General features: G+C 54.5%; 22 protein-coding genes. 13 read left to right on the top strand and 9 right to left on the bottom strand.

Annotation, left to right across the window (positions count from 1 at the left end):
* Window positions 1-12: 12 nt before the first annotated feature.
* Both A4S02_RS03065 and A4S02_RS03060 read right to left on the bottom strand, forming a co-directional pair.
* Entirely contained in the window at window positions 13-2,013 is a 2,001-nt protein-coding gene (locus A4S02_RS03065) for a response regulator (RefSeq protein WP_019090114.1), read from the bottom strand.
* Window positions 1,997-3,832 carry an ATP-binding protein gene (locus A4S02_RS03060; RefSeq protein ID WP_070324151.1) on the bottom strand — a complete coding sequence of 612 codons (1,836 nt, stop codon included), beginning with the start codon at window positions 3,830-3,832 and terminating at the stop codon, window positions 1,997-1,999. The genes A4S02_RS03065 and A4S02_RS03060 overlap by 17 nt, the downstream gene beginning before the upstream one ends.
* A 250-nt stretch (window positions 3,833-4,082) precedes the next feature.
* On the opposite strand from A4S02_RS03060, the gene A4S02_RS03055 reads away from it, so the two are divergent.
* Window positions 4,083-4,478 (top strand): hypothetical protein, encoded by a 396-nt coding sequence (locus A4S02_RS03055; RefSeq protein ID WP_019090112.1) that lies wholly within the window; start codon window positions 4,083-4,085, stop codon window positions 4,476-4,478.
* Window positions 4,479-4,531: 53 nt separating this feature from the next.
* On the opposite strand, the gene A4S02_RS03050 is transcribed toward A4S02_RS03055, so the two are convergent.
* The gene (locus A4S02_RS03050) at window positions 4,532-5,629 is read right to left on the bottom strand and encodes a zinc-ribbon domain-containing protein (RefSeq protein WP_070322915.1); all 1,098 of its coding nucleotides are present in this window, start codon (window positions 5,627-5,629) and stop codon (window positions 4,532-4,534) included.
* Between the two features lie 121 nt (window positions 5,630-5,750).
* Between A4S02_RS03050 and A4S02_RS03045 the strand changes: the two genes are divergently transcribed.
* Genes A4S02_RS03045 through A4S02_RS03035 form a run of 3 tightly spaced genes read left to right on the top strand, consistent with a single transcriptional unit; the run spans window position 5,751 to window position 8,103 of the window.
* On the top strand, window positions 5,751-6,533 hold the full coding sequence (locus tag A4S02_RS03045) for a cell division ATP-binding protein FtsE (protein ID WP_082246730.1): 783 nt from the start codon (window positions 5,751-5,753) through the stop codon (window positions 6,531-6,533).
* A complete protein-coding gene (locus A4S02_RS03040) occupies window positions 6,530-7,474 on the top strand; it encodes a cell division protein FtsX (RefSeq protein WP_019090109.1) in 945 nt (314 codons plus the stop codon). Before A4S02_RS03045 ends, A4S02_RS03040 begins: the two co-directional genes overlap by 4 nt.
* 44 nt (window positions 7,475-7,518) lie before the next feature.
* The gene (locus A4S02_RS03035) at window positions 7,519-8,103 is read left to right on the top strand and encodes a YdcF family protein (RefSeq protein WP_070322914.1); all 585 of its coding nucleotides are present in this window, start codon (window positions 7,519-7,521) and stop codon (window positions 8,101-8,103) included.
* Window positions 8,104-8,108: 5 nt separating this feature from the next.
* Here the strand turns inward: A4S02_RS03035 and fghA are convergent, their stop codons facing one another.
* Window positions 8,109-8,975 carry an S-formylglutathione hydrolase gene (gene fghA / locus A4S02_RS03030; RefSeq protein WP_070322913.1) on the bottom strand — a complete coding sequence of 289 codons (867 nt, stop codon included), beginning with the start codon at window positions 8,973-8,975 and terminating at the stop codon, window positions 8,109-8,111.
* A 144-nt stretch (window positions 8,976-9,119) separates the two neighbouring features.
* On the opposite strand from fghA, the gene A4S02_RS03025 reads away from it, so the two are divergent.
* From A4S02_RS03025 to A4S02_RS03015, 3 genes are all read left to right on the top strand, one after another.
* Window positions 9,120-9,995 carry a bestrophin family protein gene (locus tag A4S02_RS03025; RefSeq protein WP_019090105.1) on the top strand — a complete coding sequence of 292 codons (876 nt, stop codon included), beginning with the start codon at window positions 9,120-9,122 and terminating at the stop codon, window positions 9,993-9,995.
* 65 nt (window positions 9,996-10,060) lie between these two features.
* Window positions 10,061-10,651 carry a CarD family transcriptional regulator gene (locus A4S02_RS03020; RefSeq protein WP_003622862.1) on the top strand — a complete coding sequence of 197 codons (591 nt, stop codon included), beginning with the start codon at window positions 10,061-10,063 and terminating at the stop codon, window positions 10,649-10,651.
* Between the two features lie 139 nt (window positions 10,652-10,790).
* A complete protein-coding gene (locus tag A4S02_RS03015) occupies window positions 10,791-12,395 on the top strand; it encodes a tetratricopeptide repeat protein (protein WP_070322912.1) in 1,605 nt (534 codons plus the stop codon).
* An 85-nt stretch (window positions 12,396-12,480) separates the two neighbouring features.
* Here the strand turns inward: A4S02_RS03015 and A4S02_RS03010 are convergent, their stop codons facing one another.
* Window positions 12,481-13,869, bottom strand: coding sequence for a penicillin-binding protein activator (locus A4S02_RS03010; protein ID WP_070324149.1), 1,389 nt, complete (start codon window positions 13,867-13,869; stop codon window positions 12,481-12,483).
* On the opposite strand from A4S02_RS03010, the gene rsmI reads away from it, so the two are divergent.
* Window positions 13,857-14,825, top strand: a complete 969-nt coding sequence (rsmI, locus tag A4S02_RS03005) for a 16S rRNA (cytidine(1402)-2'-O)-methyltransferase (RefSeq protein WP_070322911.1) — start codon at window positions 13,857-13,859, stop codon at window positions 14,823-14,825. The two genes, A4S02_RS03010 and rsmI, sit on opposite strands and share 13 nt — an antisense overlap.
* A 3-nt stretch (window positions 14,826-14,828) precedes the next feature.
* Here the strand turns inward: rsmI and A4S02_RS03000 are convergent, their stop codons facing one another.
* Both A4S02_RS03000 and A4S02_RS02995 read right to left on the bottom strand, forming a co-directional pair.
* Complete coding sequence (locus A4S02_RS03000) at window positions 14,829-16,043, bottom strand: BaiN/RdsA family NAD(P)/FAD-dependent oxidoreductase (protein WP_070322910.1); 1,215 nt, start codon at window positions 16,041-16,043, stop codon at window positions 14,829-14,831.
* Between the two features lie 4 nt (window positions 16,044-16,047).
* Complete coding sequence (locus tag A4S02_RS02995; RefSeq protein WP_003622857.1) at window positions 16,048-16,767, bottom strand: glutathione S-transferase family protein; 720 nt, start codon at window positions 16,765-16,767, stop codon at window positions 16,048-16,050.
* Window positions 16,768-16,900: 133 nt separating this feature from the next.
* On the opposite strand from A4S02_RS02995, the gene minC reads away from it, so the two are divergent.
* The 3 genes from minC (at window position 16,901) to minE (ending at window position 18,876) form a co-directional block, all read left to right on the top strand.
* On the top strand, window positions 16,901-17,599 hold the full coding sequence (minC, locus tag A4S02_RS02990; protein ID WP_082246729.1) for a septum site-determining protein MinC: 699 nt from the start codon (window positions 16,901-16,903) through the stop codon (window positions 17,597-17,599).
* A 138-nt stretch (window positions 17,600-17,737) separates the two neighbouring features.
* A complete protein-coding gene (minD, locus tag A4S02_RS02985; RefSeq protein ID WP_003622855.1) occupies window positions 17,738-18,553 on the top strand; it encodes a septum site-determining protein MinD in 816 nt (271 codons plus the stop codon).
* Window positions 18,550-18,876: a cell division topological specificity factor MinE gene (gene minE / locus A4S02_RS02980; RefSeq protein WP_019090099.1), complete on the top strand. Its 327-nt coding sequence runs from the start codon at window positions 18,550-18,552 to the stop codon at window positions 18,874-18,876. The genes minD and minE overlap by 4 nt, the downstream gene beginning before the upstream one ends.
* Before the next feature lie 103 nt (window positions 18,877-18,979).
* Here the strand turns inward: minE and A4S02_RS02975 are convergent, their stop codons facing one another.
* A complete protein-coding gene (locus tag A4S02_RS02975; protein WP_070322908.1) occupies window positions 18,980-19,699 on the bottom strand; it encodes a GntR family transcriptional regulator in 720 nt (239 codons plus the stop codon).
* A complete protein-coding gene (locus A4S02_RS02970) occupies window positions 19,699-21,549 on the bottom strand; it encodes an ABC transporter ATP-binding protein (protein ID WP_082246728.1) in 1,851 nt (616 codons plus the stop codon). The genes A4S02_RS02975 and A4S02_RS02970 overlap by 1 nt, the downstream gene beginning before the upstream one ends.
* A gap of 587 nt (window positions 21,550-22,136) precedes the next feature.
* On the opposite strand from A4S02_RS02970, the gene A4S02_RS02965 reads away from it, so the two are divergent.
* Together A4S02_RS02965 and lptF are read left to right on the top strand one after the other, a co-directional pair.
* Complete coding sequence (locus tag A4S02_RS02965) at window positions 22,137-23,798, top strand: porin (protein ID WP_070322907.1); 1,662 nt, start codon at window positions 22,137-22,139, stop codon at window positions 23,796-23,798.
* A 111-nt stretch (window positions 23,799-23,909) separates the two neighbouring features.
* Window positions 23,910-25,115: an LPS export ABC transporter permease LptF gene (gene lptF, locus A4S02_RS02960; protein ID WP_019090095.1), complete on the top strand. Its 1,206-nt coding sequence runs from the start codon at window positions 23,910-23,912 to the stop codon at window positions 25,113-25,115.
* The last annotated feature ends 8 nt before the right edge of the window (window positions 25,116-25,123 follow it).

Here is a 25,123-nt window from a genome sequence, read left to right as displayed (position 1 = left end):
CAAGGGGTTGGCCTATGCAGCCAGCATGGCCTTCACATCTCCTAAAAGCGCATCACGGGTGTAGGGTTTGTGCAGCACAGCTACGCCTTCGGGCAAAATACCCAAATCTGCGTAACCTGTTACAAACAGCACCGGCAGTTCTGCCCGTTCAGCATGAATGCGCTGTGCGGCCTCACCACCATTCATGCCCGGCATCATCACATCCATCACCACAAGGGCAATATCCGGCCTGTTGCGCACGGTTTCCACGGCCTCTGCGCCGCTGGCAGATTCCAGAACCTCATATCCTGCACGGCTCAAAAATCCTGCCGTTACAGCCCGCACGCCTGGTTCATCATCCACAACCAGAATAGCGCGCCCCTGCGGTGTGGCTGCCAGTGTGCGCATGTTGGCGGTAGCATTGCCGGAAGTGCCCGCTGTTGGTGGGAGAGAGGCCGAAAGCTGCGCATCCATGGCCGGGAACCACAGCTCTACGGATGTGCCACCACCCGGTGTGCTTTCCACCCGCACTTCACCTCCACAATGGCTGATAAAGCCGTAAATCATGGACAGGCCCAGCCCGGTACCCTGCCCCATATCCTTGGTGGTAAAGAACGGATCAAAAATGCGGGCACGCATTTCTTCCGTCATGCCCACGCCTCTGTCCGAAACCTGCACAACCACCCACGCGCCAGCATGATCCTTGCCAACATGGCGGCCTAACAACCGTGCAACCTGCCGCACGGAAACGCTGGTTTTGCCGCCCTCCGGCTGCGCATCTATGGCGTTAATGCACAGACTAAACACCGCCAGTTCAAGCTGAACGGGGTCTGTCCATACGGGAGGGAGAGGTTCTTCGGGCAGTACAAACTGCACGCTGCTGAAGCGGCCACTGCCTTCTACCAAGGCGGAATCCAGCGCATCGCGGATATCTTCTGGCACCTTGCCTTGCTTCATAAAGCCTTGAAGATTCTGGATGACATCCTGCACTTCCACCCGTTGGCACACCAAATGGCGCGGACGGCTAAAGTCCAGCAATTTGCGCGTAAGTGTGCCTCCTCGGCGTGCGGCTTCCATGGCGTTCTGATACAGCCGCGCCACACCCGGCTCGCGCGGAGGTTCCAGATCCTGCACCAGCTCTAAAGACCCCTGAATGGCAGTGAGCAGATTGTTAAAATCATGCGCAATTCCACCCGCCAATGTGCCAATGGCCTGCATTTTCTGGGCCTGCCGCAAGCGCTGCTCCAGCCCCAGCAAGTCTGTTACGTCCCGATCAATCAGAATGGAATAATCAGACAAAAGGCCCGAGCGCACAGGGGCGTTACGCAGGCTATCTAGCCGCACGCGGGTAAGATCATGCCAGCGATTTTGCCCATCTGGCCCCGGAAGCTGCAAGACCTGCTGATCCCGCCCGGATGTTTCCAGCGCCTGCCGCGCTTCTTCCAGGCTTTCCTGCCATGGGCCGCTTACCAGATCTTCTTCTTTCTGGCCCAGGCATTCGGCAACGCTACGCCCAAACTCCCGCGCCATTTGCTGGTTCAGGCGGATAAAGCAGCCATCCTGATCCTTAAACGCCAACCCAAATGGCAGGTTTTCTAATAGCCCGCGCAGCAAAAGCTGTTCGCACTCCAATTCTTTTTCCAGAAAATAGCGTGCAGCCGCCTGTCCAACCATGGAAAGAAGTGTTTCATCATCCCACGGTTTGTACGCAAAAAAGGAAATCTGCCCCCGGTTCAGCGCGGCTTCCACCGCAGAGATATCGGCATATCCTGTCAGCAAAATAGCCCCTGCGCCGGAAATATCCCGCGCCTGCGCCAAAAAGACATCACCCGTCATGCCGGGCATACGCTGATCCGAGATAATAACCGCTACATCTGGGTTTTCACGCAGCAACGCCAGCCCTTGCTCTCCTGATGAAGCAGAAAGAACGTGGTAGGCCCCTTCCAGCAGGTCTGTCAGCGCAACCAGAATCTCCGGTTCGTCATCCACCACAAGCACGATGGGACGCTGTTTCAGGTCAGGCAACGTTATCACCGCGCCTCTCCTCTCCTGCTCTGTATGGCACGCGGAGGGTGAAACAGGCGCCCCCCAGCGCGCTTGCATTGGTTACAACAACATTGCCGCCGTGGGCCTGCACAACACCATACGCGGTGGCCAGCCCAAGCCCCGTACCAGACCCTACAGGTTTTGTGGTAAAAAACGGTTCAAAAACACGTTCCTGTAGCTCTTTGGGTACACCCGGCCCGGTATCGCTTATCTGGATCACGTATTCTTCACCTTTACCGCTTTCGGCTTCTTCCAAAAACGAGGTAATAAGGATGCGATCTGCGCGGGAAAGCATCGGCTCGGTGCTTTGAATCGTTTCGCGCCGTTTGTCCAAAATGGCATCTGCGGCATTGCTCACGATATTCATGACCACCTGATTCACCAGCGCCGCCTGACACACCAGTTCTAGCGGGGCCTCCAGCTTGCAGGTCACTTCAATATCTTGCCCCAGCTTGGGGGCAAGCAACGTAAGCACCATGCCTATGGCCTCGGGCACATCCAGACGGCGGAATTCCCCTTCTTCCAGCCGGGAAAAACGGCGCAGACTGGCCACCAGATCCCGCATACGTGAAAGACCGATAAGAGAGGCTGAAAGGCGCTCGCTCCCCTTTTGCAGTGCGGTTTCCGCCGTAAACAGATCTTGAGATCTGACGGCATGCAGCGCCTTGACCATGCTGCGTTTAACTGTGTTTTCATGCGCCAAAACAAACGCCAGCGGGTTATTAAATTCGTGCGCGATACCGGCTGCCAGTTCCCCCAAAGATGCCATTTTGGCGGACTGCACCAGCTTGGCCTGCGCCTCTATCAATTTGCGGTTAGCTGCCGCCAGATCTGCATTCACACGCCGCAGAGCATCGGCCAGCGCCATACGCGCACGGGCACTTTCTATATGTGCTTCTTCACGCCGGGCTTCATCTTGCAATGTTTTGCGCCGCACAAGGCTGCCAATACGGCTTACCAACAAATCTACCGGTGTATCGGCGTCCAGCAGATCATCTATCCCGGCATGAAATGCACGTGCCACTTGCTCACCTGAAAGGCCACCGTGTTCCACCATGCCCATAATGCGCGTGCACTGGCGGCTGCGCCGACGAAAAGCCGCTATAGTGCGGGCAAGCGCCAAGCCATCAAATGCCGGGCAAGCCAAATCCACCACCACGCAATCCGGGCAGGAGCGGCTACTGGCAATACCGGAAAGATCAAGCTTTTCCGGGTCTTCTACCTGCAGGGCATCTTCACCATTCTGTTGTAGAAGTTCCACCAGATAAGGCTGGTCGCCTCTGGCCAGTTCAAAATCTGCGGGCTTCTGCTTATCAGACCATGCCCATAATACGCCGCCCGGTGCTGTCATGATGACAATGCGCGGTTGACGAAAAACCACACCTTCACGCCCAGCTACGTCTTCATCATATTCACGCAGCAACGCACAAATGCGAAAAACCAGCAAAAGCGGATTATCCGCCATGCTGAAGCAGCAATCTGCCCCGCGCTCCAAAATTTCGGCTTCCTGCCTGCTGTTGGCCTCAGGCAACAGCACCACAACCGGAATACCCCGCGTGGCTGCGTTTAACCGCAAACGCTGGCAAAGCTGGGTTGCAAGCATATCTGGCAAACGTGCGGGCACAACCAAAAGATCAGGCAGATCCTCATCAAATCCGGCAAAGGCAGAACGGCCATCCACCACGCTTTTTACACGTAAACCACGCGCTTGCAGCAGGGTTTGCAGATGTACCTGCCAAGCCGCGTCCACCCCGGCAAACAGGATGGAGCAGGAAAGAAAATCCATAATTTTACCGGCCACCGGCATAAAATCCGCTGACGTGCCCTTCCGAGAGGTCAGTGTAAAAAACACATTCTAACAAAACTCTGCCCTCACACCCTCATCGCGAATGCGTTACTCATATGAAAACATGTCTTGCATACGTCATATGGCTATCCATTGGCATGCTTTACCTTGTGCCTGTATATACAGGGCAAGAATAGTCCGCCTGCGCGCTCTGTGGGTTGGATACAGCAAACTACTCGGCCCTGTTTACTGCCGGCAAGGAACGATACCTATGGACCCGCGCATGCCTCTTTCTTCCCAGTCTTCCGCTGCCTCCCGTTCTGGCACTTCTGGCTTTGCCCTTGTGCGCACAGCTATTTGGTCTGTCTGTTATTTTGCGTTCTATTTTGTGCAACAGATTGCCGAGCTATTTGCCCCACTGCTGCTGATTGCGGGTGTGGCATGGGCCGCCCTGCCCGCACTGGTTGGTGCTCTTTCCAAATCCGCTGCATCGGCAGACCCGCAAGCACGAGACGCCATTGCCAATGTGGCTTCCGCCATTCCGCATCATCTTGTTATTGCTGGGCATGATCTTACAGCAAGCGGCCTGATCTGGGATGGTATTATGCTGATGGCCCTGGCAGCCGCTGGCGCCACTCTGGCAACATTGGCCGGACGCAGCATGTAAAAGCTGCGCAAACTCACCCTGACAAATTAGGCGCGTCTTTTCGTATCAGGTTATTAACCTGCACGATGCAGACGCGCTGCCGCAGGCCATGCATGCACAATGGCATTCCACCAATGCCAGATAGCCACAAAGCCGATAACAGCCAGAACAATGCTGAAAATCCAGGCTATTTTCCAGAATTTTTCCGTTAAAATCAGCCCGTTTACATCAAGCTTACGTGCCAATTGCGCCTTGGGCTGCGCAACATGCGCCGCTGCACTTTGGGCATAAGCCTGCGCCACTTCCGGCCTTACCTTGGGCATTCCCATAGGCCGTGGCGTGTTTGTAGCCCCTACGCCTGGTGCCACTGCGGGTGCAGAAGGTGCCGCTGCGGGTGATGCCCTGCGCAAAGGTTCAGAGCGTTGTCTTGTTTGTGTAGCGGGTTCTTTTGGCTGCTGCGGTTCTGCTGCAGCTACGGGGTTAGCTGGAGCGGAAGGTTGTGCAGCAGACGATAGCGTGGGTTCAACATGCGGCTGAACATATGGCGGAGGTGTTTGCGTTACATGCACCTGCCGCACCATTGTTGGCTGCGGCACTTCTGGCGCGGGCTGCGGTGCAACTGGCTCTTCTGGCTCGACTACAGGTTTCGGTTCCACAGCAGGCGCGCTGGGAAATTCCGGCGCAGGTTCCTCCGATGGCGGTGGAACAGGCTGAGGTTCAGGTGGTGGCTGAACGGGGGCTTCTGGTGCCAGTTCTTCAACTGGTGCCGGTGCTGTTGGTATTTCCTCGGCAACGGGTTCTGGAGCAGGCACCTGTGGTACCGGAGGCTCTTCTGCCGGCAGAGGCTCCGAATCCGTTTTATCCGCAATAGGAGCTTCCGAAGATGCCGGAACAGAGGCTACTTTTTCTTCTGGCGCGCTGTGTGATTGTGTTGCTTCTGATAGGGCAGATTGCGGTTGAGCGTGTTCATGCGACACAGGCTCTGCTGTCGGCGCGGGCTGGGCCTGCGGGATCTGAATCCGCCATTTAACGCCACAGGCAGAGCACTTGAGCATATGCCTTTTGGCAAGAAGAGCCTCTGGAACCTGATAGGCCACACCGCAGGAAGGACAGACGATCTTCATGAACACTCTCTTGATACAAGGCTGCCTTCCTCCCTGCGCCTGCTGCACGCAGATGCGAGGCTAAGGCATCGAACGGAAGAACAGATTTGGCATCTCCCTTAGCACAGGTAACACCCGTTCGCGCCAGACATCGCGCCAAAAAGATGGAACATACCGTTTATTAAGCAGTATGTTGTGTCTTTCAATCGACACTCCCCCTGCCTCTCGGTTACACTACATACATGCAACAATTGCTCCGCTTTATGCCACTTCTGTCCTTTATGGTTCCAGTATGATCCGTCTGGAAAACGTTTCATGGCGGCGGGGCAAAAAGCAGAATACGCAAGTATTGTCCGATCTTTCCTTCTCTATTCCGCAAGGGGGATTCCGCTGGCTTCTTGGCCCATCGGGCGCAGGTAAAAGCAGCCTGTTAAGCCTGCTGCACCTTGAAACACTCCCCACTGAAGGACGCATGTTGCTTTTGGGTAAGCCTGTTTCCAAGGCAGAAAAGCGTGCACATTTTGTGCGCCTGCGGCAGAGAATCGGCATGGTGCATCAGGATTACAAACTTATTCCCGGCCTGAGTGTTGCGGATAACGTGGCCCTGCCTTTGCGCCTGCAAAAACGTCCTGAAGATGAAATTCAGGATGAAATTCACGCCATTCTTAAATGGGTGGGTTTGGGTGAGCGCCTGAATACCCCCGCAGCCAGCCTTTCTGGTGGGGAACAGCAGCGTACAGCGATTGCCCGCGCCATTATTCACCGTCCGGGCCTGATTTTGGCAGACGAACCCACCAACGCGCTGGAAGAAAGCCAAGCCCACCGCCTATTGGATATGTTTGCCGAACTGAGTGACATGGGCACCACCATGGTTGTGGCAACCCATAACGAGGCCCTAATCCGTAGGCTAGAACGCCCCGCTTTGTATCTGGAACGCGGCCGATTGGTGCAGAATGAAGGGGCAACGCCATGATGCCCTTTTCTGGCCGTAAGGACGGCCTTTCTGTTTCCGAAGCCCTGCCAGACCGCAGCCTGTTTACGCTTGTAGCCATGATGAGCTTTCTGGCAGCTTTAACCCTTGCCGGGGCAACAGGCGCGCGCGCGCTTTCTGCCCGCTGGGCCGGAGGTGCTGCCCAACTTGTAACCGTGCAGGTGCCAGATCCGGATCAACCCCTTACCCCTGCCAGCAAAAAAGAACCCGCAGGCCCCACCCGTGCGGAAGCTGTTTTGGCAGACCTCAACACCCTGCCTCCCGGCTCGGTGATGCACCGCTTGGATAAAGAGGAACTGGCACGGCTTTTAGAACCTTGGTTGGGTGAAGCTGATAATTCCGCCCTCCCACTACCAGCTATTATCCGCATTCGTTTGCCAGACAACACGCAGGTGCCGAAAGATCTGGAACAAACTCTTACCGCGCATGTACCCGGTACCATTGTGGAGCATAATGCAAGCTGGGGAGAACGCCTGAAAGCACTGGCAAACAGCCTTTTAGCCTGCGCAGGTTTAGCGCTGCTAACCGTTGGTGGCATTGCCACGCTTGTAACCGGCCTTGCCACACGTGCTGGCCTTTCAACCCGCCGCGATATTATTGAAATTCTGCACGGGCTGGGAGCATCAGATGGCTATATTGCAGGCCGCTTTGCCTGGCGCACGGCCATGCTGGGGCTAGGTGGCAGTTTGGCTGGCACTGTTCTGGCCATGGTGCCTTTGCTGGTTCTGTTCAGAATGGCAGCGCCTTTTGCCAATATCTCGCTCCAGTCTGACACGCTGTTGCTGCCAGATTGGCAAACCCTGCAAAACGTTATTCCAACAGATATGCTGGTTGCCTTTGCTGCACTACCATTTGTTGCAGCCTTTATTTGCTGGATTACAACACAGAGCATGGTGCGCCTATGGCTGCGGCGGCTCCCTTAATCCCTCACCGCAAGCCATCTGGACCGCGCCCTTCTGGCTCGATCATGCTTTTCATACGGCTTTCATTCCGGCTGATCTTACTGGCCTGCTTTGCCTTTACCGGTGGGTTTGGTTGGTTTGTAAATGATGCCCTACGTCCACCGGGCTATTTGCCCCATGCAGATGGCATTGTTGCACTTACAGGTGGTGTGGGGCGCATTGATACATCGCTTAATCTGCTCGCACGTAATCAGGGCGAGAAACTACTAATTTCAGGGGTGGATACCCAAACTACACTGGGTGAGCTTTTACCCCCCACAGCCCCTCCGGCTTTGGCGGACCGTATTACTCTTGGGTATCAGGCACGCTCCACCATTGGTAACGCCACAGAAACAGCCGTTTGGGTTGCGGATAACCATATTACATCTCTTATCGTTGTGACTGCCAGTTACCACATGCGCCGCGCATTGCTGGAGTTCAGCCGCACATTGCCGGATGTAACCTTGTACCCCTATCCGGTGTTGCCTCCTGCCATGGAACACCCTCTGCGCCGTTCCTCTTTGCGGCTTCTGGCGTTGGAATATCTTAAATGGCTGGGCGCGCTGGGGGGATTTACCTCTCCCGGCCTGAGCCGCGCCCTCCACTCCTAAAAAGTTCAGCCTACTTTCAAATTGGCCGCATGATGGCGCAAATGGTCTGCCGCAAAGCTTTGTACAAACCAGTAGGAATGATCATACCCCGCGTGCTGACGTAGGTTCAGCTTTTGCCCAAACTGTTCCGCCGCTTGTTGTAAATGCCATGGCTGAAGCTCGCGTTGCAAAAACTGGTCAGCCTCACCTTGGTCAACCAGAATGGTGTTGGAGTGTTTGTGGCCATCTTCTAACAAGCATACCGCATCATACGTGCGCCATGCGGCCTGATCTGGCCCTAAATACGCGGTAAATACCTTTTTTCCCCACGGCACAGCCGCCGGATGCACAATAGGCGCAAAAGCTGATATGGATTTCCAGAATGTTGGCGCTTGCAAGCCATGTATCAGCGCACCATGCCCGCCCATGGAATGCCCCATAATGCCACGCCGCGCGCTATCCAACGGCAAGGTCTGCTCCACAAGTTCTGGCAGTTCTTGCGCAATATAACTGCCCATGCGGTAATGTTTGCTCCAAGGCTGCTGCGTGGCATCCAGATAAAAACCAGCGCCGGTGCCTAAATCCCAATCTTTATCTTCTTCCGGCACGCCTGCGCCGCGTGGCGATGTATCGGGCGCCACCAATGCCAGCCCCAAACGCGCGGCTTCTGCCAATGCGGTGGATTTAATCAGGAACGTTTCTTCCGTGCAGGTTAGCCCGGCCAGTGCATAAACAACCGGCACCTTTTGTCCGGCGCAGGCTGCTGGCGGCAAGAACACACCAAACCGGGCGGTAAGCCCCAAAGTGCGGGAAAAGTGTTCATAAAACTGTACCTTACCACCGTGGCATACGTGCTCTTCACGCAGATGCAAGCCGGTTGGGTGCGTATCCATTTCTACCCTCCTGTTTCTTCAAAAATCCGCAATCGTGCTGAAAAATATGAAATAAATATATGTATTGTTAAGAAACTCCTTTTTTCGTGCCATGTTGATATAGGTTCAGGCAAGAACGCTTTTCTGACACGCGGAGATTTGTGAATGATTGTTGACCAAAGGGTCGGGCTACGCATTATCGGAAAAGAAATTCTAGGTGTTATCCTGCTGATGGCAGGATGGGATTTAATTGTAGTCGTGCTTTTTCAGGTGTTCCATCAGGAGTGGATGGAACAGCCCAGCCTGCCGGTTTCCCTTATTGGTTCTGCACTGGCGTTGTTCATGGGCTTCCGCAGCAACAGCGCCTATGCACGCTGGTGGGAAGCCCGCACATTGTGGGGCGCCATTACCAACAACTGCCGCTCCTTTGGCCGACAGGCCGGCACATTGCTAGGAGATCGGCATGATCTGATGTACGCCATTGCCGCCTACCCCCATGCCCTGCGTATGGCATTGGGGAAAGAAGATGCCTCAGCCGATATTCAGCGTCTGCTGCCCCCTTATATGCAAGATGCCATTGTTCATTATCGGAACAAGCCCAATGCCATTTTGTATCAGATTGGGCTGGGCGTTACGGAGGAAGTGAATAAAAAGGGCATTGATGGCGCGGTGCACGGGCAAATTGATCGCATTTTGTCTGACATTGCCAACGCCCAAGGCGGGTTGGAGCGTATTCGTAATACACCTCTGCCCATGCAGTTTTCGGCCTTGCCGCGCACATTGGTGAACATTTTTTGCATCGTGCTGCCCCTTTCCATGGTGCAGACGCTGGAATGGATTACGCCGCTGGGTTCATCTTTGGTGGGCTGCCTGTTTTTGGTGCTGGATAAAAGCGCGAACGATCTGCAGGAACCCTTTTCCGGCACGCCGCATGCACTGCCTATGGCAACCATGGCACGAAATATTGAAATTGACGTCACCCAGCCTACCGGAGACCCAACAGCCCCGCCTCTTGTTGCTGTAAACGGTGTGCAATACTGAATAGCAGAACCGCAGTTTTCTCTTTTACAAGACAACGCTGCGGTTTTATGCTATAAGCTCTAGCTATGAACACGTTCAGAGCACCTCCTAAAGGCGGCGTGACAGACGCCATGGCACGCACCGCTGCAGCTGCTACGGCAGCCCAAGCAAAAACAAAAGTAAAGGATGAAGATCCTTTTGAGGAAGGCGATGCCATTGTCTATGCCGCCCATGGCGTGGGGCGGGTAGACCGGATAGGGGTTGATGAAATTGCCGGAACGAAGCTGGAAGTTATCCAGATTTCATTCCCCGGCAACCAGATGACACTGCGCATCCCGCTCAGCAAGGCCCGTAAGGCTGGCCTGCGCAAAATCGTCTCGCGCGAGATTGTGGATAAGGCCATGGCCATTATCAAGGGTAAGCCGCATGTCAGCAAAGGCATGTGGGCCCGCCGCGCCGTAGCTTATCAGGAAAAAATCAACTCGGGTGATCTGGTCCAGATTGCCGAAGTGCTGCGTGATCTGCGCCGCAATGTTGATAGTCTGGATGGCAGCTTTAGTGAACGCAAGCTGTTTGAAGCCGCGCAGGAACGTTTTGTGGCCGAAGTGGCTGTTTTGGAAAACAAAGACCCGACTGAAGTTCTGGAATCCCTGACAGCAGTTATGAAAGCTGCCTGAACCTTTTACATTCCGTTACTTTATACATTCAGGTTCATCGCCCGGCATGATACACTATCGTGTCGGGTTTTTTTATTGCCTACACATTACCTGCCTTGTGTTATTCATTCATCTGTTTTGAACGATACCTAATGCCATCATGAATACTCCTGCTGCTTCTGCCCCTACCCTGCCCGATCAACTGACGTTGCGGCGTGCACGTACAGAAATTATTGCGGGTCACTTCAACGAAATGCTTGCTGTTCTGGAGCCGTTCAGCACAGGCAATAATGATCTGGCTAAAACTCTGTATGCATATTGCCTTGCAGGAACCAGCCAGCCGGAAGAAGCCGCAGAAATTCTGTGTGATATTGCTTCCCGCCATGCCGGCACAGAGCATCCGTTACAAGCACTGAGTGATCTGCTGGCAGAACTGGACAAACGCCCTCTGGCAGAAGCCACATGCCGCGCTGCGCTTACGCGCACGCCGCAGGATGCCCGTATCTATGATATTCTGGGCAATCTGCTGGTGCAATGTGGGCTGTTTGATGAAGCTATCAGCCTGTTACGCCAAGCTATTGAACTGCGGCCCAACAGCATGCACTCCCACAACCTGTTGGCCATGGCGATGCTTGAACAAGGCTGTTTTGATGAAGCCTTGGCTCATCTGCAAAGTGTTTTAAAAACCCAACCAGATCACGCAGGTATACTTTCAAACATCGGGTGTATGCTGGCAGGCAAAGGGCGGTTGGATGAAGCGCTGGATTACTACCGTAGGGCCATCTCCCTCCGCCCTACGGAACCACAAGTCCGCCTAAACCACTCTATTACGTTGCTTAAAGCCGGGCGTTATGCACAGGGTTGGACAGAACATGAATGGCGCTTGCGTCTGCCCGGCCATACCAGCCTGCCCCCCAGCACGCTTATGCCTTCATTGGGGCCAAATACGGACATCCGGGGCAAGCGTATCCTGATTACGCAGGAGGAAGGGCTTGGAGATACTTTAATGTATCTGCGCTATATTAAGCCACTTTCAGATCGGGGGGCCATTCCGCATTTATGGGTGCCAGAAACACTAGGTGAACTTTGTAAGCGGGTTGTGGGCGCACACATTGTGCAGGTAGGTGGCACCACGCCGCCATTTGATTGGCATTGCCCATTTATCAGCCTGCCCCGCGTTTTTTCTGCCACACCGGATGCCATGGGGGCACCGGTACTTTATTTGCGGGCAGACACTATAAAAGTGCGCGAACTGGCAAAATTCCTGCCTGAAAATGATAATTTGAATGTGGGGCTGGTCTGGGGCGGTGCACCCCGGCCCAATACAATTTCCGCCCATATTGTAGACCGCAGACGCTCCATAAACCTGCGCACACTTTCTCCATTAGGGGATGTGGAAGGCGTCAATCTCATCAGTTTGCAAAAAGGCCCCTATGCCGAGCAGATGAATGATCCACCACCCAACATGGTATTGTATGATCCCACACACCTTCTCCACAATATGGATGATACAGCAGCCTTCATCATGTCTCTTGATGTTGTGGTCACGGTAGATACCTCTGTGGTGCATCTGGCTGGTGGGTTGGGCAAACCTGTTTTGCTGATGGATCGGTACGATAACTGCTGGCGCTGGCTAAGCGGGCGCACAGATAGCCCGTGGTACCCCACGTTGCAGATTATCCGCCAAACGACCCCGCGAAAGTGGGATGATGTCGTGGAACGCGTTGCCGAGGTTTTAACCATTCTGGCACAGCACAAAAAATAATTTCTTTTCTACACGGCAAATAAAAAGGGCTGCCTGAAAATACATCAGGCAGCCCTTTTGAGCATTTAGTGCAAATACATCCAGATCAGCCAGATATTGCACTGGCCTTTGCTGGAGCACTCTGCATTTTGGCAGGGCTACCGCCCCCTATCACTTCAAACACACCCAAAGCGCGGCGAACACGCCCATCAGGCAGCAGTGTGAACGGGCCGTTTACGCCAGAGAACCCATCAGACCGCGTAAGTGCGCTTGCCGGATACCCAGAGACACCACTCTGCGCCACGGTTTTGGCCACATTCGCGGCATCGTAAGACAAATCAGCCAATGGCTTGGGCATATGGTGGTTAACTGCCATAAAATGCGTCACAAAAGCCTGACGGGTTGTAGGATCTGGCGCGGCATACCATGCGCCTTTAATGGCCCCTAGCTTGGTGGCAAAAGCAGCCCAAAGGCCCGGCCCCATAATACGTACGGATGGCAGGCTGATCTGGGTTTCATTCAACGCCACAATCACGTTTCTCAGATTTAGACCGGTATCCCCCAGTAGCAGCGCATCAAAGGGTGGTGCTTCCAGCTTGGGAGTATCCGCCTTAGGTGCATCTGTTGGCACTGCGGAGTTACTATCCGTGCCCAATGCTGCCGCCAGGTTAGAAGGCAGCTTGTCTGCCGTTTTGGCGGCATCTGCATCTGCTGTGGCTGCATCTGGCGTGTAAGGGGTGGGCTCACCACTGTTGCCTTTGGCAGCCTGCAAGCGCGTATCGTAATCGGAAATATCACGCAGGCTTTGCGAAATGCTGGCTGCCGTGCCGGAGTGATACACAATTGTTGGTTCCGGTAAACCCTGATCATGGCAAGCGGACTGCAAACCATTGCCCAATGCATGCCCCAGCGGGGTATTGGGCAAAAGTGCCGCAAACTTACGCCGTCCATCCTGCCGCGCCTGTTCGACCAAACGCTGCACCTGATCTTCCGGGGTGATACCCATAATCCACACACCAGAACGGGCCTGAGAAATATCACTGGTAAACGCCAGAACCGGAATACCGGCAGATTGTGCTGCTGGCGCGGCAACTGCGGTATCACCACTGGTAAGCGGGCCAAGCAGTAGGCCATCTCCGGCACTTACTGCGGCAGTGGCTGCACCAGATGCCTCACCGGCGGCGGCTGTATCATGCACATCCAACTGCAACCCCGTGGGGTCAGCCGATGCAGTGGTGCCGACTGCAAGCTGTGCACCTGCCAGCAATTCATGCCCCAACCCAGCATTTGGCCCGCTAAGAGGCAGCAGAACCCCAATTTTATGGCTGGCAACAGGTTTAGAAACCCCACCACCAGCAGAGGGAGATTGGTCTGCACAGCCAGCTAAAGCCATGCCAGTTATGCCCAACGCAGCCAGACCGGCCTTGCGCCATGTCTGTTTTCCCGCCAGACCTTGGCTGGAAAGTCCAGACAGGAGCGAACATGCACGCGTCATCATCAAGATCGTCCTCCACACACAACCGGCCTGATGAACACCGCGACCGGACTTCCCCCCTCCATAGCGAAGGAAAGCCGCCAAGTCATGCGCCTTCTTCCTCCGGCCTTACGCTGGTTGCCACACCCATTGGCAATCTGGGGGATTTCAGCCCACGTGGTGCCGAAGCACTTGCAAGTGCGGATCTGATTCTGTGCGAAGATACACGCACCACGGCCCGACTGCTGACAGAACGCAGTATTTCTGCCCGCACAGAAGCCTTGCATGAACATAATGAGCGCCAGCGTATTCCCGGCCTGATTGCCCGCTTGCAAGGGGGGGCCAATATTGCGCTGGTTTCTGATGCAGGGATGCCCCTGCTATCAGACCCCGGCTTCCGCTTGGTGCGGGCTGCCATAGAAGCCAACGTGCCGGTTACGGTTGTGCCCGGCCCCAACGCGGCACTCACAGCGCTTGTACTTTCTGGCCTACCTCCGCATCCGTTCATGTTTCTTGGCTTTCCGCCTCCGCGCTCATCAGCCCGCAAGGAAAGCTTTGCCAAGCTACATGCGGCTGAGCGTGCTGGCCTGAGTGCCACCCTGATTTGGCACGAAGCCCCCCACAGACTGGCTGAAACTCTGGCCGATATGGCAGAAATTTTTGGCCCCACGCGCCCCTGCGCCGTAGCGCGCGAACTGACCAAAAAGTTTGAGGAAGTGCGACGTGATAGCGTGGGTGAACTGGCCGCCTTTTACGCCACCACCCCTCCGCGCGGAGAAATAACCGTATTGCTGGGCCCAGCCGAGCCGGAACAGACATCTGAAGATGATCTGGACACCACCCTACGCAGCCTGCTGGAAACACATTCCGTTAAAGATGCTGCTGCACTGGCTGCAACAGCAGCAGGCTTGCCAAAGCGCACCGTTTATACGCGCGCTCTGGAGCTGGCCGCCGAAATTAAGGCTGCAAAAAGCTAAAACCTATACAGCGCGAAACTGCGCTGCGGCTTCCCCCGCAGCGTGGCCGCTGGCCCATGCCCAGTGGAAGTTATAACCACCCAGCCAGCCCGTAACATCTACAGCCTCACCCACCATAAACAGGCCGGGCACAGCTTCTACCTGCATGGTGCGGGAAGAAAGCCCGCGTGTATCCACCCCTCCACGCGTAACCTCTGCTTTGGCAAAACCTTCTGTGCCTGTGGGGTAAAACTGCATATTCTGCGCCCGCTGCGCCAAGGCCTGAATATCTTTATCTGCCCATTCCGCCATAGGGCGATCAGATGCTTTCTGCGCCGCCAAAGCCGCAGCCAAACGCTGGGGCAACCATCGGGCCAAAGCGGCTGGTGCTTTAGCTTTTGAACCAGCTTTTTTCAGCTTCATCAGCAATGCTGCCAAATCCTGCCCCGGCAGCATATCCACCTTTACGGCCTGCCCCGCCTGCCAATAAGAAGAAATTTGTAACAAGGCTGGGCCAGAAAGCCCCCGATGCGTAAACAGCAAAGCTTCATCAAACGCTATTTTGCCACAGCTCACACGCACGGGCAGAGAAACACCCGCCAGTGTTTTCAGCCAACCATCCTGAGGCTGATCAAACACCAGTGGAACAAGCGCGGGTTCTGGTTTGATAACGGGCACATCAAATTGCCGGGCCACATCATACGCAAAGCTGCTGGCCCCCAACTTGGGAATAGAAAGCCCGCCTGAGGCCAAAATAACGACCTTTGGCTGAAACTCACCGGCAGAACTTTCTACCCGAAAAGCATCACCAGAGCGGCTTACGTGGCGAATACGTGTATCTGTAAGGATACGCACGCCCGCTGCCGCACATTCCGCCAACAGCATGGAAACAATATCCCGCGCTGAATGATCGCAAAAAAGCTGGCCCAGCTTTTTCTCGTGCCATGCAATGGAATGTTTGGCCAACAGGGCCAGAAAATCTTCTGGCTTATAGCGGCTGAGTGCTGATTTTACGAAATGCCGGTTGGCAGACAAAAACCGATCTGCCCGCATTTCCGTGTTGGTAAAATTACAGCGTCCACCGCCGGAAATAAGGATTTTGCGCCCCACCTCCGGCCCGTGTTCCACCACAACAACGCTGCACCCGCGCTGGCCTGCCGTTATGGCCGCCATTAGCCCTGCGGCACCGCCGCCAATAACCAGCACATCTGGCGCGTGCCACGCCGTTTGGTGTTTCAAAAGATCAGAAATCCAAGTTGGTGTAATATTCAGGCGGCGTTATGCCAGAAACCCGATCAGCCAGAAGCGGACGGAAGCAGGGGCGAGACTTCATGCGTGCGTACCAGTCCCGCACAGCAGGCACCTTGCTCCAATCAATATCGCCAATAAAATCCAGGCAGGATAAATGCCCGGCTGCTGTAAAATCTGCCAGAGACAGAAAATTACCTGCAAGCCAGTTCCGGTTTTCTGCCAGATCGTTCACGTATTTCATAAGCGGGCGCATGGCGGCATAGGCCTCACGCAGCGCAGTGCCATCCGGATTTCCGCGGCCGCTTAAGCGCTTCATCACCCGTTCATCAATAAACCGGCCAGAAACTTCGCGCGCAAACAGCGTATCAAACCACGCCATAACACGGCGTACTTCTACACGTTCTGCCAGCGTACGCCCCAGCAGCGGCGTATCGGAATATGCTTCTTCCAGATATTCGCAGATCACATACGAATCCGGCACAATCAGCCCGTTATCTTCCACCAAAACCGGCACATCACCTGCTGGGTTCATGGCCAAAAATTCGGGCCGGTGTTCCCATGCCCGTTCAATAATGGCCTCAAACGGCAGGCGCTTTTCCGCCAGTACAAGCCGAACAGTACGGCTGGCAGGAGAGAGGGGAAAATGAAAGAGGGTACGCATACCCGATGATTTATGCCATTGCCTGCCCCAGCGCCAGAGGGAAAACAGCATGAAAGCACATCAAATTCTCACCATCTCCTTGCCTTCATGCATCCAATGCGTAACAGACACTTCCCAACTGCACTGTAACGCCATTATCCTGTGCATCTGTTATTCCTGATCTTTATTTCGAGAGCGGCTGTTCTTGTCCGGCACACATCCCCCACTCCCCCGTATTCGTATGTCCGGGCGCTCTTTTCTGGCGCTCACCCTCACGCCGGAAGCCCCGCTGGAAGATTGGCTGGTGGCGCTGGATCATCAGATCACGCGGTCTGTTGGCTTTTTTGCTGGCAAGCCCGTTATTCTTGATCTGAGCATGATGCAGGCTGATACACCCAACCTTGCCTTTCTGCTGCCAGCGCTCAAAGAACGCGGCATACGCGTGCTTGGCATAGAAAACGGTGATCGCTCGTGGCCAGCCGTGGCAGATTGGGAATGGCCAGAAAGCTCCGTGGGTGGCCGCTCTTCCGGCCCCATTACCGCGCCGGAAGAAGAACCCGAAGGCCCACCAGAACCCACAACCCTACTGATAGAAGACCCCGTACGCTCCGGCCAGCATATTGTCTGGCCAGATGGCGATGTGGTTATTCTGGGAGCTGTGGCTTCTGGGGCAGAAGTTTCTGCCGGAGGGTCTATCCATGTTTATGGAGCCCTGCGCGGGCGGGCCATTGCTGGTATTGGCGGGCACAGCAATGCCCGGATTTATACCCGCAACCTGGCTGCCGAGCTTGTAGCCATAGATGGATTCTATGCCACGGCGGAAGAAATGGATCCCGCCTGCACAGAAAAACCTGCACAGGTTCTGCTTTCGGGGGAAGCTCTTTTGTTCCGTCCGCTGCCGTAAGAGAATAAATAAAAAGAAAACTAAGGCTAAATAGACATTGGCAGTTTTCTTTTTAGATGCAGCTTGTCATGTTATCGCCATACAAGGTCATCATGGCTTCACCCAGATGATCCCGCAGAGATATAAAAAGGAATACTGATGGCAAAGGTTCTGGTCGTCACGTCAGGCAAGGGTGGTGTGGGTAAAACCACAACCTCCGCAGCCTTGGGAGCCGCACTGGCCAAAACCGGCCAGAAAGTCGTGCTGGTAGATTTTGACGTCGGGCTGCGTAATCTTGATCTGGTTATGGGTGCGGAACGCCGCGTGGTGTTTGACCTGATTAATGTTATTCAGGGTGACGCCAATCTGGCACAGGCGCTTATCAAGGACAAGCGGATTGATACCCTCTCCCTTCTACCGGCCTCCCAGACGCGGGATAAAGATGCCCTGACCACAGAGGGCGTTGCCAAGGTTATTGAAGAACTCCGCAAAAAGTTTGACTGGGTGATCTGTGATAGCCCCGCAGGTATTGAACGCGGCGCGCAAATGGCCATGCACCATGCTGATATGGCTGTTATTGTCACGAACCCGGAAGTTTCCTCTGTGCGAGACAGTGACCGCATGATCGGGATGCTGGATAGCACAACGGAAAAAGCCAAAAGTGGCAAGAAAATTGAGAAGCACCTGCTGCTGACACGTTATGACCCCCAGCGCGCCGCACGCGGTGACATGCTGGCCACGGATGACGTGCTTGAAATTCTTTCCATTCCACTGCTTGGCATTATTCCAGAAAGCCCGGATGTTCTGAAAGCATCTAACGTGGGTGCCCCTGTTACCATTGCCGAACCGGAAAGCGCTCCAGCCCGCGCCTATGCAGAAGCAGCGCGCCGCCTGTTGGGTGAAAAAGTGGAAGTTACCATTCCAACTGAACGCAAAGGCCTGTTTGACTGGCTGTTCAAACGGAGAGTCTCATGACCTTCCTCTCCAACCTCTTTAAGCGCCGCTCCTCCGCTCCCGTTGCGCGGGATCGGTTGCAGATTTTGCTGGCGCATGAACGCATCAGTGTAGGCGACGGCAAGGATGACCTGCTGGCTCAGCTACACCGCGAAATCATGGAAGTTATCAAGCGCCACGTTTCGGTTGATCAGGACAAAGTTCAGATCAAGCTAGACCGTGGTGCACATTGTTCCATGCTGGAAATTGATGTGGAAGTGCCCGGCCTGTCCGACAAGGCAGACAAGGCCAAAAATACCGCATCAGACAAACCTCCGGCTGGCGGCAAAACCAAACCGGCCTGATACTTGGCCTAGGTGTAGGGCTGCGCTTGCCCACGCCCACACATAAATATACAAGCCTGCCTTATCTTAACGGCGTGGCAGGCTTGTATATTTTATTTCAATTTCAAATTGTTACAGGCTGTTCTTCAGGCAGCAGAGGCTCTAGCCATTCTTTGGCTTGCAGAAAATCACGCCGCAATGCATCTGTTGCAGCATCAACATCGTGCTTTTCAAACGCGGCCAAAATTTGCAGATGCGGATGATTTGGGTCTGCCGGACTGATTGTAGGCAAGCTGTTAGCCGCCGCATAAATTGGCCCCATACGCGCCCACAACCCGCGGATAATCCCTACCGTAAACAACAAGCGGGAAAAACCTGCTGCCGTGCTGTGGAAAATAGCATTGGCCACAGCCGCTCCGTGCGGGTCTGCATTTTCATATGCTACAATAAAATCCCGATGCTTTTCTCGCAGCACCGCAATTTGTTCGGGCGTAATATGCGTAATCAGATCTCGGGTAACACGCCCCTCCAGATCTCCTCTTACGCCATGAATTTCTAAAAACAATGCGCGTGTGGTGGTGGGCACACGGGCCGTATTGCGTTCATCCAGTTCCAGCGCCTGCTCTGAAACCAGACGCAACAATGCCTCACGCACCGGAGTTGGGCTTAACTCCAATGAAGCCGCAAGGAGGCGCAAAACCAAACGCTCACCACCTTGATAATGGCAGTAAATCAGCCTGTCGCGTATCTGTTGGTAAGCATAGGCTGCCAGAGCACCTCGTGCTTCACCCCGCCCTTCGGGTCGCAGGTTTTTCCACGCCTGTGGTATTTGTATGGTTGTCATTATGCGTGTGTCATCTGCCTGTTAAGAAACTGTCTGTACGGGCCATCCTGCTGTTCAAGCTGCGCAGGAGAACCATCCTCGATAATCCTGCCTTCCTGCATCACAACGATTCTGTCAAAATTTTGTAAGGTGGAAAGCCGGTGCGCTACAGCAATAACCGTGCGCCCAACCATCAGCCTATCCAGCGCTTGCTGCACGTGTTGTTCACTTTCTGTGTCCAACGCGCTGGTGGCTTCATCCAAAATAAGAATGGGGGCATTGCGTAAAAAGGCACGCGCAATAGCAATACGCTGGCGCTGCCCACCAGATAGCTTTACGCCCCTATCCCCTACAATAGTATCAAACCCTTCAGGCAATTCCTCAATAAACGCGGCACACCCTGCTGCTGCGGCGGCTGCACACACTTCTGCATCTGTGGCATCTGGCCTGCCGTAGCGGATGTTTTCCATCACAGAGCGATGCAGCAAGGAAACATCCTGCGGCACAATGGAAAGGCAAGCCCGCAGCGCATCTTCTGTAAGATCGCGAATATCCTGCCCGTCTATCAGCACAGTGCCAGACTGCACAAAGCGCATGCGTTGCAACAAGGCCAGCACCGTGCTTTTGCCAGAACCAGAACGCCCCACCAGCCCTACGCGCGTGCCCGCCTGAATATGCAGGTTGAAATGATCCAGCACCGCGGCACCGCCCGGATACGCAAACACAACATCCCTAAACTGCACATCACCCAACACAGGGCCTTTCATCGGCACGGCATTTTCGGCATCTGGCATATCATGCGGCACCAGCAACGAGGAAAGCACTTCGGAAAGCCGGGCATTGTGCTGAATGGTTTCCACCATAGACAAAGCCAGATCCCGCGTGCCGTGCAGAATGGCAAAGCCCAGCGTGATAATCATGACCACCTGCCCCACGGTTGCCTGCTGCCATTGCCACAGCAATACAGCCCAGATGAGCAAACCTGTAGTAAGCACCGCTGTTAGCAACGCATGGATCATGCGCAGCTTTTCCATATAGCGCAGAGACTTCAGGCGTTCGCCCATTTCCCGTTGCGTAAGGGCATTAAACCGTTCACGCTCACGGTTGCGCATGCCAAAGGCCCGCACCAGCGCGATGTTGCCCATCACATCCAGTGTTTCACCTTCCAGCCCGGCCGCTGCGGCTGCGTAATCTCCATGCAACTTTCGGCCCCGCACGGCCAAGCGGAACATCAAAAAACACAGGCCAACAGCCAAAACTACGGTCACGCTGCCCATAATGGTGCTGACAGACAACATCAGCACCACAGAAAGCAAAACATTCAGGCTAGGAGGCAGCACACTCCATGCCAGCAAGTTTTCTATGGTGAAGCTCACATTTCCGGCGGTAGCAATACGCGCTGCAAGAGATGTAGGCATACGGTCTGCAAAATAAGCGGGAGAATGGCCTGTTAGAAAACGGAACAGATCCTGCCGAATATCCCCTGTAACCGCCACAAAAGTGCGGGCTGCAAACCATCCGGCAACACGCCACGAGATATTGTCTGCCACAATCAGGCCGATCAGCACCCCAACGGCAGACCATACGGCCATAACATCCCCTGTAGGGGAAGTGCCTGTCATAAGGTCTACCAAACGGCGGATACCGTTGGACGAAAGCACAATGCAGCCAATGGCCAGCCCCACGGAACCAAAGACCAACGCATGACCTACAGGCCAATGCCGCATATAACGCACCAAAAACGCTATGGGCCGCCCTGCATAGTGTGGCAGTTCCTCATCCGGCACAGTTATGGCGGGCTGAGCAGAAAAAGCTTGCTGCGGAGCGTCTTGTTGCAAAACCTGGCTGTGTTTTTCTTTTTCCGCCGACACTATGTTTGCTTTCGTTGCTAATTTAGCAGAACAACACGCCCTGCCCGGCTAAGTTTACATTCCAAGACACCAAAATGTGCTGTGCGGCGCGAACACGGCGGCATAATGGCAAGCCATGATGCAAAGTACTGCAATTACGGGAAAATTCTCGCACCCTTTTGCGCCGCCAATCCAAAACAGGCCCAAGAGATGACGTAAATTATTGTTATAACAATAAAAATTTCGTGATGAGGGAACTTTTGTGACTGCTCTTTTCTTCACTTTTTGTGCTGTGTGTATAGCATTTTATCGCCAAAACTGCTTACGTCATTTTTAATTTGCAGTGCTTGCCGCTCTGTTTCCATAGCTGAAGATCACTCTGTAATTCCTTGATATTAAAAATTATTATTTATTCCATTCCATTATGGAACCAATATGTTTTGCTGTTTACGCGGCATCGCATGGCGGGGAATTTTCTACCAATGCGTTCGATTTTACTGCATCGTTACCCCCTTGGCTCACAAAGCTGCTGCCTTTCTACGCCGTATTGACGGCAGGAACTCTGATCCACAGTAAGAGAGAGCAGGTTTTTAGGGGAGCACAGTTTTATGGCATCGGGAAAAAAGGCGCTGGTTGCCACGGTTATGGCCGCATCGGTTGCTGGTTCGCCTGCCATGCGGCCAAAAGCTGCTCTGGCTGATGATTACAGTGATTTGCTGGATGTGCTGCGCGCCAAAGGCAGCCTGACCAAGCATGAATACGATACACTGCTTGCCAAACATGTGCGCCACTCCGCCCCTGCACAAACCGAGCGCGCATCTTCAGGCGTCAGCAGAGGTGGGTCATCAGGCTCTGGGCGCATTGCGGCGGCAGGCACGCGGCACCGCATGGTGGCCCATGTCGGGCACGGTGCGGGCGGTGATGAATACGAACCCGGCATTAAATTTGACCCCGGTGCAGAAGATTCCGGCATGCGGGCTGAAAGTGCTGCTGAACGCGCAGAAGCCAGCGCACGCTCTGCCGAAGAAGCCGCCAAATCCCTTAAAGGCAACGATGTGGTGCGGGTGGCTAAATACGTACCCGGCAAGGGCCTTACCTTTATGGCAGGCCCCATCAACATCAACCTTTCTGGCTTTGTGAACGGGTTTTACACCTATAACAGCCCTGCTGGCGGCCAAGCCGTGGCGGGGGGTGTTTCTACCGGTTCCAGCGGGTTTGATTCTTCTGCTGTACGTAACGGCCTGCTACCTGCTGGCTTTGTGCTCAAGCTTAGCACCGTACAGCGCGGCATGGATATTTCTGCCGTTCTGGGCATGTATCCGGGCATTGATAACGCCAAAAACGGGGCCTTTAACGCCAACACAGGTGGTAGCCCCGTGGGGCTTGGCACTGCTGGTATCGATCTTCGTCAGGTTTATGTCACGTTTGGCAATAAGAATATCGGCACATTCAAAGTCGGGCGTGATCTGGCGCTGTTTGGCTCCGACGCCATCCTGAACGATGCCACGCTGCTCAGCGTAGGTGCTTCTGGTAACAACGCGGCTCCGGGCAACACATCTTTGGGCCGTATTGGCGTGGGTTATGTGTATGCAGACTGGATTCCGCAGATTTCCTACGCTTCCCCCACAATCCACGGTTTTCAGGGCACTGTCGGTATCTTCCAACCGCTGGATGAATTCAATTTTGCCGGGGGCGATCTGTCTGCCTCTTCCGAGCATCACTCCTCCCCCATGGTGCAGGGCAAGGTTACGTATGATTTCAAGGTTGGCGAGGTGCAGACACGCATCTGGGCCAGCTTCCTGATCCAGCATCAGCAGGGCCTGCAAAGCACTTTACTGAATACAGACAGCCGCAAGGGCGCCATAGCAGAAGCGGGCGATATCGGCACCAAGGTCACCTACGGTCCGCTTGAAGGTGTGGCCTACTACTATCGCGGCAGCGGGCTGGGCACGACCGGGCTGTTCTTTGATGGTGTTGGGCAAAATGGCCGCAAACGTGCATCCGAAGGGTATTATGTGCAGGGTGCCTACCACGTTACCAAAAGGCTTAAGCTGGTGGGGAGTTACGGTGTCAGTAATCTGTATCAGGCTCCGGGTGAAAACAGCCCGACCCTTGTGCGGCGCAATCAGTCTGAAGTTGGCGCTGTCTTTTATAAGCTGACAGACTGGCTGAATCTGGTGGGCGAATACACGCACACATCTTCTGCCGCCCACGGCCCCTACAAGGAAAGCGACAATACGGCTGCTGGTGGTGTGATTCTTCTATTCTAGAAATTCTGCGGAAACCGAAAAAAGAAAATGCAGAATTTTTAGAGTTTGCACCAATAAAACTGTCACTTTTCAAGAAAAACCGCGCCGGAGCAACATGCCACCACCTGCTTTATGCATGATAAGGCTGTTGCCTCCCGCACAGGTGAAGTAGATAACAGACGTATGACCGTCCGTTCACTTCAGTCTTGGCTGAAATCGCGTTTCCTCACGCTGGACAGGTATGTGTTCCACCAGCTTCTGGTGGCACTGCTGGCAACCACCGGGGGGTTGGCCGCGCTCATCTGGCTTATGCAATCCTTGCGCTTTGTCTCTCTGGTAGTGGACAGAGGGCTTTCGCTGCGTGTGTTCATTGAACTCACTAGCCTGCTCATCCCCTCCTTTGTGGCGGTGGTGCTGCCTATTACCACCTTTGTGGTCAGCCTATTTGTGTATCAGCGGCTGGCGGGAGACCGCGAACTTACAGTTATGCAGGCGGCGGGGCTTTCACAATTTGCGCTGGCAAGGGCGGGGCTTGGCTGCGCGCTTATGGCCACCCTTATGGGCTTTTTGCTGAATTTGTGGATTGTGCCCACATCCTACCACGCCTTCCGGCAATACGAATTTGATATCCGCAACAAGATGGCTGCCTTCATGCTGCAAGAGGGTGTGTTCACCAAAGTTTCGGATGCCATGACGGTTTATATCCGTTCCCGTAGCCACGATGGCACGCTGCACGGCATTATGGTGGAAGATGATCGGCAACCGGGTAATCAGGCCACAATTCTGGCCAATCATGGGTCCATGATGATCGTGAATGATACCCCACGCGTGATCCTGTACGATGGTTCCAGACAGGTGATCGACCATAAGACAGGCCGCCTGAACATGCTGGTTTTCAAGCAGGATTCCATGGATTTGTCTTCCGCACATCAGGAAGACGCCCGCTTTCGGGATGCTGCTGAAATGTCTTTGGGGGAATTGCTGCACCCAGACCCACAGCAGGTTTCTGAACGCGATACAGGCAAGTTTAAGGTAGAAGGCTGGCGCCGCCTTACATCTCCCCTTACCTGCTTTTCCTTTGCCATGGTGGGGCTGGTTGCGGTGCTGCGTGGGGCTTTTTCCCGCTACGGCAATATCAAGCGCCCACTTGCCGCAGTGCTAACTGTTGTGGGGCTGTTGGCCACCAACCTGTTGCTACAAAATCTGGCCAGCCGAAACATGGCTCTTATCCCGCTTATTCCGCTTGTGGCATTACTGCCGGGGCTGATATGCGCAGGCATACTGTTCATTCCGGAAATGCTGGCAGACCGCGCTGCTGCCCGCCTGACACAGAACTGAAGGGGCTT

Origin of the sequence: Acetobacter ascendens, assembly GCF_001766235.1 — a bacterium.
Classification (GTDB): domain Bacteria; phylum Pseudomonadota; class Alphaproteobacteria; order Acetobacterales; family Acetobacteraceae; genus Acetobacter; species Acetobacter ascendens.
Note: the sequence above shows the minus strand (reverse complement) of the source record. Positions and strands in the feature narration are given on the sequence as shown.